Genomic DNA, 11,613 nt, shown 5'->3' with positions numbered 1-11,613 from the left:
GCGTAAAGCGAGAATATGCGGAATTCCGCCGGAAGCGGTCATTTCCCCATGCGTACAAGAATTTTCGACCGGGTAACCATTGTCGGAGATCGCACACGGTGCTAGTTTACAAGGACGTTACGGCCCATGAGCTGTCCATGAATCACTCGCTCGTTCGTTCCTTCATCGCGCTGTATCCCGATGCCGAGGCATTGGAGCATATCGCCATGTACATTCACTGCCTCACTGCCCGGGATCGCAGCGTCAGATGGGAAAAGCCGGGGCAGGTGCATATCACGCTGAAATTCCTTGGCGATATGGAACCCCAAGCGCTCGATGCCATTGCAGCGGCATTGGAGACGTCGTGTCGCGCGACCGGGGAAGCAATTGGACGCATTGATACGGTGGGAGCATTCCCGAATTTCCGTGATCCGGGAGTACTGTGGCTCGGCTTTTCGACGGCCGCGGAACGCTTCATCGCGTTGCGGAATATCGTGGAGAATGTCTGCGCCCAGGCGGGTCTCGATCGCGAAAGAAAGAAATTCACCCCGCATTTTACCATCGGCAGAGTCAGACAGCGCGGACGCGGAGGGGATTTGGAAAATGTGCTGCATGCATGTAGCTTTCGTGCTGTACCTGTGCGCTGCACTTCGATACGCATTATGGAAAGTACGCTCACTCCGAAAGGTGCCATACACCGGGAGAGAGCTTCCATTATATTGACACCCGGAGAATGACAGCGGGGAATCATTCACTTCACTGGAGATCATCATGTCAGAAGAAAAGGATGGCAAACTGAAAGCCCTCGATCTCGCCATGCAGCAGATCGAAAAAACCTTCGGCAAGGGCTCGATCATGCGCATGGGAGACGGCGTGATCGCACCTGTCGAAACCATACCCACCGGCTCCATTTCGCTCGACGCCGCGCTCGGTATCGGCGGTGTGCCGCGCGGGCGCATTCTGGAAATCTACGGTCCCGAATCGTCGGGCAAGACCACGATCTGTCTGCACATCGTGTCCGAAGCGCAAAAAGCCGGCGGCCTCGCCGCCTTCATCGACGCCGAACATGCGCTGGACGTAGGCTACGCCCGGAAAATCGGTGTGGACGTCAACAACCTCCTCGTGTCGCAGCCGGAGAACGGCGAGCAGGCGCTCGAGATCTGCGAGACTCTGGTACGGAGCAACGCGGTGGACGTCATTATCATTGACTCCGTGGCCGCGCTGGTACCGCGCGCGGAGATCGAAGGCGAGATGGGCGATCCCACCATGGGGACGCACGCGCGCCTCATGTCACAGGCCTTGCGCAAGCTCACCGCGGCCATCAGCAAAAGCAAGACCACGGTGATCTTCACCAATCAGTTGCGCTCGAAAATCGGCATCATGTTCGGTAATCCCGAAACGACAACCGGCGGCAACGCCCTGAAATTCTATGCCTCGATCCGCCTCGACATTCGCAGGAAAGACGTCATCAAAGACGCCGCGAACATCATCGGCAATCGCGTCCGCATCAAGGTCGTGAAGAACAAAATGGCCCCGCCGTTCAGGGAAACGGAGTTCGACATCCTGTACAATGAAGGCATCTCCAAGATCGGCGATCTGCTGGACATGGGCGTGGAATGCGGCGTGGTACAGAAGAGCGGCTCATGGTTCTCCTACGGCGAGGAGCGTCTGGGCCAGGGCCGCGAAGGCGTCAAGAAATTTCTCAAGGACAATCCGGAAGTTCTCAGCACCCTCGAAGCGCATGTCAAGCGCGAGTTGGGAATCGGCGTTCCTCTGGTCGCAAGCCAGGGCGACGGGGCTCTTCCGGCAGACGAGCCGGCACCCGCGGCAAAGAAAAAATAGCACGGAGCCACAATGGGCAAATCCGCCCTGCTGCTCATTGCCGCCGGTATGCTCGTCATCGCCTGCGACAACGACTTCTCACCCAAGACGGACTTCGAGCGCAAGCTCGTGGTGTTCTGTGTTCTCGAACCGACGCAGGACATGCAGGTCGTACGGCTTGCGTGGTCGTACGATGCCGATATCGGTGTCCCTCTCCGGCCGCTGACACCCGTCGAGGTCGGGGAGGCCGCCGTGTTCATACGTCAGGGAGGTAACCCCTATCGGTTTACCGATACGGTGCTCACTGCCGCCGACGGAAGCCTGGTGCGCACGTGGATTTCACGCGAATTGAAACCGAAGAACGAGACGGAGCATCGTCTTGAGGTGAGCGTTCCGGGATATCCCCGGGTCACGCATGCACTCACCACACCCTCGCGTATGTACGTTTCCGCCGAAGGAGTCAAGGCCGATACCGGTGAGGGATGGATGCGGCTGAGCAGCGGCATCAGCAATTACAAAGTACGTCCGGGCGGATTCTATTTCCGCGCATGGCTTGTCGTCACGGTGCGCGAAAACGGTGTCGTCAACGAACGACGCGCGGAAATCCCGCTGCACATGGCGACGGACCGCGATCAATGGGTATATCCCTCGCCCGCGAAGGAGGACGAGGTCTTTTTCGACATCCGTATTATCCGGCGTATAGCCAACCTGCTCTTCGACGAAACGGAGGAAGTGGTGACCAAGCAGATCATCACGCGGGGATATACCATGAACAATGAACTGTATTCTTATTACAAGGTCGTCAGGGGATTCGACGATCCCGTTACCATGCGTCTCGACAAACCCGATATCGCCTTCATAGATGGTGCGCTCGGCGTGTTTGGCGCCGCGCTGCCGGATTCGGCGACATTTCCGTTAAGTCGTTTCGTGAAATAATCCGGGATGCGTATTTTATCAGATTGCATCCGACAGTGCCTTCGGCCCTGCCGGCTTACGTTGTATCTGCTTTCGAGGTTGAAGTGATCCCATCACGCCTGCTGTTGTTGACGCTGTTTCTGCTGCCGCTTGTGGCTTGCGACAATACATTTTCGCCGAAGACGACGTACGAAGATCGTGTGGTGGTGTTCTGCATTCTCGATAAGAGCGCTCCCTATCAGACCGTGCGGCTGGAAAGCACCTATGACGCCGAACTCACGAGTCCGGACAAGCCCATCGGCAAAAAAGACATCGAGACCGCCACAGTGAGCATACGCAACGAGCAGGGCGTCCATTTGTTCCGCGATACACTCGTGGCGAATCCGGACGGATCCATGAAGCGCATCTGGATCAACCGGACGCTGGTGCCGACCGAGGGACGGACGTACACGCTGTGGGTGGACGTGCCAGGTTTCGAGCGCATCACGGCGCAGACCACCGTTCCGAGCCGCGCATATTTGCAGCTCCAGACTTCGGATCTGGGTGTCCGGCTCACATCCGTGACAAATGTCGCTGCTCCCGCCACGGCGTTTCTTTTCCGTATGTGGGTTGTCGGCAAGCGTGTGGAAGGCGGGACCGAGGTGGAGGTCCGGCGTGAAGTACCCCAACGCTTCAATGTTGCGACGGGCGTCTATGAATTTGCGAGTCCCTCGCGTCAGACTCTTACCGTATTTCCCACTTCCAATCTCGTGTACGCGCAGGGGCAGTTACAGGGGCAGGATGGCGTAACGGGACAAGATGTGGTGGCCACCGCTTATTCATTGGATCAGTACCTGTACAGCTATTTCCAGCTCGTTCGCGGTTTCGATGATCCGACTTCCTACCGGCTCGACCGTCCGGACATTTCCAATATCACCAACGGTGTTGGAATCTTCGGTTCGATGTACACCGACTCGCTGCGCACACGGTACAACGCGGTTATTCAGTAACGGGAACTACCCGCAGGCAGCTCCCGCCGTACATGGGCGGACAGGCGCAGTTTGAGCAGAATGACATGGCAACAATCACACGACTCGAACGTCAAAAGCGTCAGCGCGGCAGAGTGTCGGTGTTCATCGATGGGGAATTTTCCTTCGGATTGAACGAGGAAACCGCCGTGTACTTCGGACTGCGGCCCGGAACAGAAATGGACGAATCCCTGTCCGCGCAACTGTACGCATTCGACCTTCGCGTTCAGGCAAAGCGTCTCGCCGAGCGTCATCTCGCCACGCGCATGCGTTCGGAGTACGAGCTGCGCCGCTATCTCTCCCGTAAAGACCTTCCCGATGATGTCATTGAAGAAACGATAATCACCTTCCGCAGAGTGCATCTGCTGAACGATGAAGAGTACGCCCGCGCCTTTGTCCGCGACAGACTTCGCCTCAAACCCAAGTCCTCCTCCCTGTTGCGTCGGGAACTCTCAGCCAAGGGAATTGCGCGTGACATCGTGGAAGCAGTGCTCGCGGAGGAGAAGCCCGAAGACGCCGGTATCGCTCATAACCTTGCCGCGCAATGGTTGTCGCGGCATCGTACCCCGGATATCCCGACCGCAAAGCGCCGCCTTGCCGGTTTCCTCCAACGCCGGGGTTTTTCGCCTTCCGTCATCTACGATGTATTGACCGAGACATTGGGTTACGACAGAGGGGACGAGGAGTGATCGGGAAGCGTCAAAAGATCAAAGGTTACACAATCGGTTATTGCGGGTACATTGCATCAACCGCGACCATGCGCGGCGCTTTATGCTTTGTCCCGAACATCGAAGCTCCGCGGCGAAACAAGAGGAAAAAAGCGGATTTTCGCGCAGCGTCATCACTCCTGAAACGAGCAGCCTTCGCTTGTCACCGGTGCGCCCCGACGACCCGCTGATCGTGCGCTCAAGAACTTGCGCACTCCCGATCTCTGCACAATGCAACGGCTCTTCAAATCGTCAAACGGTCCACCTCAGCCGTACACGCCCTTCACCCTTCACCCTTCACCCTTTACCCTTTACCCTTCACCCTTCACCCTTCACCCTTTACCCTTCACCCTTCACCCTTCACCCTTCACCCTTTACCCTTTACCCTTCACCCTTTACCAGCACTCATAAGTCGCAAATCCATTTGTTCGATGCCTGAATTTTCGATACATTATCTGTCTGCATCGCTTGCGATGCGCAGAGTGTAGGCCAAGTCCTCCGCAATGATGTCGTACCCAACCCCGCCAGGTCCGGAAGGAAGCAACGGCCGGTATCGGATCATGTGACGGGGGGTAGCTTGGCCTTTTTTTATGCGTGCTTCTTGTGATCAAATGAAAAGGGCAAAGATCGGAAATCTTTGCCCTTGTGCGTTAATCACCGCCACCTTCACTGCGGAAGGGCTGCGAAAAGTGGCGTAATGCTATTTGACCAGCATGACACGGCGATAATCCCGGCTGCTCCCGGCGGATATGGCGATCATGTAAACGCCTCCGCTGAAATCCGTTGCGTCCAAGATATACTGATGCTCGCCGGCATTGACGGGACCGTTATAGAGAGTCCGCAACCGGCGACCGAGCACGTCGTGGAGTTCGAGTGTGATGTCCGCATACTCCGAGACGGTGTAGCGGATGCGCGCTTCCGGATTGAACGGATTGGGTGATACGGCAATGAGCCGCACTTGCGGAGTTGTTGGAGCCGGCGCGCCGAGAGCATGCTCGCATGTGCCGCTCACGGTTATCAATCCGTTGAACGAGGATGCCTCGGTGCAGAACTGTTGCACGGCCGGCGGCGATACGGAGATCTCCGTTTTGCCGCTGTAGAACGTCGGCCGGGCTTCAAACGTGAGCTCGAGCAGTGTCCCGGCTTCTGTGAGCGGTGTGGCCCCTTGCAGTTTGACGTCAACGCCGCGCTGCGTAGGAGTGGTTGTCACGATATAGCCGGTGCTGAGGCCCGTGGGTCGCGCGTCTACGAAGGTCAGCAGATTGCCGTCGAAGTTTACACTGAAATCGAAAACGGACGGGGCGCGATTGGCCGAGACGCGAGACAGCTCGAGAGGTACGGTAAGGCGTTTGCCGCTTTGCACGGCGTACTCGCGCTCCATCGAGAGGGTGACGTAGGAGAATGTGGACGTGTCGTACGGCAGAGTGTAACGTGCCGTGCCGGCGGCCACACCCTGCGTGGTGTTGGCGCGCACATCCACCGTTACCTCGTCGCCGTTCCAGCAATCAATGGGCGAGAAATAGCGGAGCTCGCAGATGCCAGTGCTGATGAGAGAGAGATTGATTTCCGCGTAAATCTGATCGAGATCGGACGCCTGCGGTGCCTTGAAGAATTTTCCGCCGGTATCCTGTGCAAGCTGACGAAGACGATTCTCTTCGATATTATTGCCGAGCCCGATGGTATAGACCATAACGTCGTCAGCAACCGCGGCGTCGCGGGCAGTACTGAAGGGCGTTGTCGATCCCGTGTCCTCGCCGTCGGTAAGCACAATCATCACCTTCTTCTTGCTGCGGGAGCGGGTGACATTGACACCGGCGAGAACGGCGTCCCATAGGCGCGTTGAACCCCAGGGATCGATATTATCAATGCGCGATTTGAGGAGCGGCCAATTTGTGGTCCAGCTTTGTGTATAGTATATCTCGCTGTTGAATACCATCAGAGCGGCTTCGTCCTCTGTGGAGAGGCGATCGATGAAATTTTTCGCAGCCCGCTTGGCATCGTTGATGGCCATGGTACCCAGTGGCCAGCCGCCCATGCTCCCGCTGGCGTCTATGACGAGGAGAACCGACACGGGACCGCGGGTTACGGTATCTTCGCAGTAGCCGCCGGTGATGGGCAGCACCAGCCCGTTTTCAAGGAGGGTGAAGTCCTGCAAGCGCAGGCCCATGACGCTGTTGTCTCCCTGCATGACACGTAATTGCAGAACCACCTCAGGAAAACCAGTGACATTCACGGAATCGATGACGGTTCGTAACTGTGCATGACTATTGCCGGGCACATTCGGCAGAACGAGCAGAATCATGACCGAAAAACGCAGAAGAAATGATTTCATCAGAAAATCCGGGCTGTGCGTCTGAAACACCGAATAGTAGCGGATTATCGGATCACGTGCAAGTCTTTTCGGCGTGGATATGACGGAAAAACCGCTCATGGTTGCAGGCCGCATCACTGACCCGGTGCAGAGGAGGAAGGGGTGTACCGAGAGTCACGCAACGCAAAACGGGGCTGCACCGGTTGGCGCAGCCCCGTAGAGCGGGAGAGAGAGTAGTTTATTGCACCGCGCGACGCGCGTTGATGCGGCCTTTGCCGTAGTAGGGATCGACGCCGGGAGAACCGAGATCATCTGCGGTGTTCTGCAGTTTGGTTTGCATCTGTCCCGCGTTGGCATTGGGATTCCGCGACTTGATGAGCGCGGCGACACCGGAAACATGCGGTGCCGCCATGGAGGTCCCGGCCGCGAACACATACCAGGTGGTGGGATTCGGCAGGCCGAGCTGGTTTGCCACATAGGGTGCGAAGGGCGCCATCACAAGGTCCTGAACAACGGCATTTCCGGTGGCACAGTCGAAATTGCCGCCCGGAGCTGCCACGGCGATGGTGCTGCGGCCGTAATTCGAGTAACAGGCGAAGCCGTCGGGATTCTGACCCTGGGTCGGGCCGGTGGCGCTGACACCCATGCTCGTACCGGCCTCAACCGGCAATACAACAATGTTCCCATTATGATCCAGATCCATCGCGCTGTTGCCGGCGGAGCACACTACGAGCGTGCCCTGCGAGCGGGCGTAATTCACCGCCTCTGTCAGCAGACTCAGGAGCTCGCCTCCAATGAGTGCGCGCGGTCCGTAACCACCGAGGCTCATGTTAATGATGTCGCAATCGCCGCCATTGGGATCGGCGGCGTAGAGGATGGCGTTGATGACGTCCTCGAAATCCGCGGACCCGTCGTCTCCGAGAACTTTCACGCCGACGAGAGTGACATCCGGTGCGACGCCTGCAGTCCCGATATTGTTCGATGCGATCGTTCCGGAAACATGCGTGCCGTGGAAATGACGATCCTGGTAGTCGGTCGGATCCGCGGAGTTGCTCCAGCTGAGATTGATGCTTCGGGTGAGGTCATACTTGCCCGCAAGATCCTGATGATCCGGACTGATGCCGGTGTCGAGAATTCCCACGCGTACTTCCGAATTGCCGGTGGTGGTCGGCCAGGCATTGTTCGCCTCGATGGCGCGGAGATTCCACTGGTACGCATTGTAGAAGAAGGCGTTCTCCGGATTGCCGTTGGGTAGCAGGTTTTGGATGAGCGCACCCGACTGCGGTGTGGTGCGGCTCGCTGCGTACGACGGAACCCATGTGATATACTGATCCCGAACGACGGTGCCGATTGTCGAATTGGCACGGAGCGTTGCAGCTTGCGCCTCGCTCAGACCTTCGACCACTGCGATTTTCAGGGCGGAAAAATTCTTGCGCACCGTCCCTCCAGCCGCCTGTACGGCGGAGGTCATCGCGCTCGCGCTGCCTTTGTACGCGATGAGGTGATGCATGGCGGCTCCGGATTTTCCGAGCGTGCTGCCTGTCGTACCGGAAGACACCGGGCCGTTGGAATTGTCGTCGCTGCACGCGGTGAACACGAGCGCGACCAGGGCGATATAGAGTAAACGTTTCATGGATCTCCTCTGAGATTGAGATGAAGGAAGATTCCCGCACACACACATCGCGTGACCGGGAATGGAAGGGTGAATTCGGCAAATAGAGGTCCACCCGATGTGTATATCGGTTAAAAGCTCCTTCGTCCGCGATGCCACAAAGCGGACGCCACGCATACGCGTGGTTGAGCGAAGAGATGTGCTGCTGAAAAACGGATATATGACATCCGCAATATAGGGAATCCTTCAGCGGAAAGCAACACCAATTAGTTTTTTTAACAGAATATTTATTTGCCGTTCCGTTTCCCGGCGGACTTCTCGCGCGGACAGGGATGGAACTGCGGCGCTGTGGGCGGGTGTGGCCTGCGGCGGGCCTTCGGTTTGGACGAGCGCAGACGCGTTCATCGGTGGAGAGAACAGAATCACGGCGACGCGGTTGTGGCCGCGGTCAGCGGAAGGCGGGGAGAACGATGGAGAGAAGTATCCAGATCTGAGCGAGGGTGAGCACAACGCCGGCGGCAGCGCCGGCGATGACCTGGCCGAAGGAATGTGCCCGTGTTTCGATGCGAGCCCAGGCGAGGAGCGCCGCGAGCGGGACCGCCGCCAGCAGCCAAATGCCGAGAGCCGGCCAGAGAAAGACGAGAGGCCCCGTGAAACCCATCATGTGGGCCGAAATTTTCCAATGTCTGTTGATGGCGTACAGAATGATCGTGTTGAAGGTATAGCACCAGAGCAAACCCCAGAGAAAGACCGACGCATTCAGGAAGAGGAGGACGAGCAAACCCGCCGCGCTGATAGCGGCGCTGATGAGATAGGGCTGAGAGCGATGCTCCTTCTCCGGCACGTCCCAAGCGCTCACCTGATCCAAATGTTTCAAATACAATACGTAGGCGATTTGCAATCCACCTGTGGTGAGCACGGCAGTGATCCACACGATCAGCTGATGGAAGGTGCTACCGTGTTCTCGCATCAGGACGAGGATGGTGATGACCACGCTCGCGATCACGGGAGGGATGAGGGCGATGGATGCGATGGTTGCGAGTTTCTTTCTGATCATGCAACAAAATGTGAAAATCGGGTGTAGGCGCCAAGCACTCTTCACATCAGCCTGCGAACGGGTTGTCGCGCATGCGCAAGCCGAAGCCGTCCGATTCTTCGGGGAGATTCATGCCAGCGGACAAATCATGCTGCACCTTGCTGAGCAGCAACACGGAGAGCTCCGAATATTTTCGTGTTGCTTGCAGGTGAGAGGGTGATACTCGCTTTTCACGCCGAAATTGTTAGATTAGTGTGACCATCCGCATTCTCATCGGGGAGGGATCCCGGGGCGGAGTGCGGGAATCACTTACAGGAATTTCGCGGAGACCAGCATGCCATTGTATCAAAGTGAAAAAGAGTTTCTCCGTTCCCTCAAACGCTTCAACGCGCTCTCCTCTCAAAAGTATGAATGGCACACCGGCATATCATCGAAGGAGCATACCTGCGAATTCGGTCATAGCATTCCACCGGACAGCCTGTACTTCAAGAAACCCCTGGACATGGATGGCGAGAAGAAAATGCGTGTGTGCGATGCGTGCATGAAAGTGCTCGTTCATCTCACGGTTGATATAGACGTCCACAGTAAGGAAATATCCGAGCGATTGTACCGGGACCGTCATCCGGTTCGTGGGAAACTGAGCAAAGTCATCGCCCGCTGACACACTGGAGCATTGAGCGTGAAGGGATGCCGATTGCGCATCCCTTTTTCTTACACTCACCATCACATGCCTGACGCAACACTCGATAGAACACTCCTACACTTCACTGCGGCGGACTGGACGCTTGTCGCCTGCTATTTCGTGCTGTTACTCTATCTCGGCATACGCGGTCGTTGGAAGAAGGAGGAACGGGAAGCGGATTACATTCTCGGCGGCCGCATGCTGACGCTTCCGGGTTTCGTCGCTGCTCTCGTGACAACCTGGGTATGGGGGATACTGGGCGTCGGAGAGTTTTCCTATACCTATGGCCTGTCCAACTGGCTGGTCTTTGGCGCACCGTACTATGTTTTTGCATTGATTTTTGCTTTCGCTTTCGCCCGCAAAGTCCGGGAGTCGGGGATGAGCACGATACCGGACATGTTCTATCATCGGTATGGAAGGAACAGCGGTATTCTTGGATCGGTTCTGGTGTTCCTCAATAGCTCACCGGCACCGTATACGTTGATGCTCGCGGTTCTCATTCAGGTCGTGACGGGTTGGCCGCTTGTGCTTTCACTTATCGCCGGGCTGATCGTCAGCGTCGTGTACGTATTCATCGGAGGGTTCAGAGCGGTCGTGCGCATCGACAAGCTGCAATTCCTTTTGATGTTCCTCGGCTTTTTCATGCTTCTTGCCCATCTGATACCGGAGCACGGATTTCTGGATTTTCTTGCGCGTGAATTACCTCCCGGTCATCTGACGGCGACGGGCGGACACAGCGTGCAGTACATCGCCGTCTGGTTTTTCATCGCGCTATGGACGTTGGTCTCTCCGCAATTCCATCAGTTCACCATCAGTGCGCGCAGTCCGGGCACAGCCCGGAGCGGCATCATTCTGTCCGTGGGATTCTGGTTCGTTCTCGATGGGATCACCACATTTTCAGGGATGTATGCGCGGGCCTTGCTTCCGGAGCTTGGAAACGCGGCGATGGCCTACCCGTTGCTGGCCGACATGGTTCTGCCGTCCGTTGCGAAGGGACTCTTCTTTTTGGGTTTACTTGCGACCGTCATGTCCACCAACGACGGACTCATGTTCATCTCCGGGCTCACGGCGGGTCGTGATATCGTTGCCAAATGCACGGGCAAGGAGGACGAGGTTTCCCTCCGACGCTACGTCCGCATTGGGGTGCTGTTGACCGCTTTCCTTTCGGGTGCCGGTGCGCTGGTATTTCCTTCGGTCATCGAACTGTGGTACGTCATCGGAACGCTGTTCATTCCCGCCTTGCTGCTCCCGTTGACGGCGGCGTATTATCCGCGGCTTCTCATTCGTCCGGCGCTCACCTTTGTTGCCATGGCCGGAGGATTCATCCTCTCCCTGGGCTGGTTTCTCGTTGCACAGACAGGAGTGGCAACGTCAGACGGAAGGTATCCGTTCGATGTCGAACCGATGTATATCGGACTGGTCTTTTCCGCTGTCGTGTATCTGTTCGGGATTGGGGAGAGGAAGAGGCGGGGATGACCGCGGGTGCATCTGCTGTGACGCGTCGTCAGGCGGAAAGATTACATCAACAATTATTGCGCTTGAC

The 11,613-nt window shown here is 57.0% G+C and carries 10 protein-coding genes and 1 other RNA gene; 8 read left to right on the top strand and 3 right to left on the bottom strand.

Annotation, left to right across the window (positions count from 1 at the left end):
- The first annotated feature begins 137 nt into the window (after positions 1–137).
- From thpR to ffs, 6 genes are all read left to right on the top strand, one after another.
- Positions 138–716 carry an RNA 2',3'-cyclic phosphodiesterase gene (gene thpR / locus M5R41_11095; GenBank protein ID MCZ7556934.1) on the top strand — a complete coding sequence of 193 codons (579 nt, stop codon included), beginning with the start codon at positions 138–140 and terminating at the stop codon, positions 714–716.
- A gap of 34 nt (positions 717–750) precedes the next feature.
- On the top strand, positions 751–1,821 hold the full coding sequence (gene recA / locus M5R41_11090; protein MCZ7556933.1) for a recombinase RecA: 1,071 nt from the start codon (positions 751–753) through the stop codon (positions 1,819–1,821).
- 12 nt (positions 1,822–1,833) lie between these two features.
- Positions 1,834–2,736 carry a DUF4249 domain-containing protein gene (locus tag M5R41_11085; protein ID MCZ7556932.1) on the top strand — a complete coding sequence of 301 codons (903 nt, stop codon included), beginning with the start codon at positions 1,834–1,836 and terminating at the stop codon, positions 2,734–2,736.
- A gap of 83 nt (positions 2,737–2,819) precedes the next feature.
- Positions 2,820–3,704 (top strand): DUF4249 family protein, encoded by an 885-nt coding sequence (locus M5R41_11080; GenBank protein ID MCZ7556931.1) that lies wholly within the window; start codon positions 2,820–2,822, stop codon positions 3,702–3,704.
- Between the two features lie 65 nt (positions 3,705–3,769).
- Positions 3,770–4,411 carry a RecX family transcriptional regulator gene (locus M5R41_11075; GenBank protein MCZ7556930.1) on the top strand — a complete coding sequence of 214 codons (642 nt, stop codon included), beginning with the start codon at positions 3,770–3,772 and terminating at the stop codon, positions 4,409–4,411.
- 505 nt (positions 4,412–4,916) lie between these two features.
- An RNA gene (gene ffs / locus M5R41_11070) (signal recognition particle sRNA small type) lies at positions 4,917–5,015 on the top strand.
- Positions 5,016–5,129: 114 nt separating this feature from the next.
- Here the strand turns inward: ffs and M5R41_11065 are convergent.
- From M5R41_11065 to M5R41_11055, 3 genes are all read right to left on the bottom strand, one after another.
- Positions 5,130–6,761, bottom strand: a complete 1,632-nt coding sequence (locus tag M5R41_11065) for a VWA domain-containing protein (GenBank protein MCZ7556929.1) — start codon at positions 6,759–6,761, stop codon at positions 5,130–5,132.
- Between the two features lie 217 nt (positions 6,762–6,978).
- The gene (locus M5R41_11060) at positions 6,979–8,373 is read right to left on the bottom strand and encodes a S8 family serine peptidase (GenBank protein MCZ7556928.1); all 1,395 of its coding nucleotides are present in this window, start codon (positions 8,371–8,373) and stop codon (positions 6,979–6,981) included.
- Positions 8,374–8,800: 427 nt separating this feature from the next.
- Positions 8,801–9,409: a hypothetical protein gene (locus tag M5R41_11055; protein ID MCZ7556927.1), complete on the bottom strand. Its 609-nt coding sequence runs from the start codon at positions 9,407–9,409 to the stop codon at positions 8,801–8,803.
- A 313-nt stretch (positions 9,410–9,722) separates the two neighbouring features.
- On the opposite strand from M5R41_11055, the gene M5R41_11050 reads away from it, so the two are divergent.
- Both M5R41_11050 and M5R41_11045 read left to right on the top strand, forming a co-directional pair.
- Positions 9,723–10,049, top strand: a complete 327-nt coding sequence (locus tag M5R41_11050) for a hypothetical protein (GenBank protein MCZ7556926.1) — start codon at positions 9,723–9,725, stop codon at positions 10,047–10,049.
- Positions 10,050–10,115: 66 nt separating this feature from the next.
- Positions 10,116–11,546 (top strand): sodium:solute symporter family protein, encoded by a 1,431-nt coding sequence (locus tag M5R41_11045; GenBank protein ID MCZ7556925.1) that lies wholly within the window; start codon positions 10,116–10,118, stop codon positions 11,544–11,546.
- The last annotated feature ends 67 nt before the right edge of the window (positions 11,547–11,613 follow it).

Source organism: Bacteroidia bacterium (genome assembly GCA_027493955.1).
Classification (GTDB): Bacteria; Bacteroidota; Ignavibacteria; order SZUA-365; family SZUA-365; genus JAOSJT01.
The sequence above is the reverse complement of the archived record's forward strand: the minus strand, read 5'-3'. Positions and strand labels throughout refer to the sequence as shown.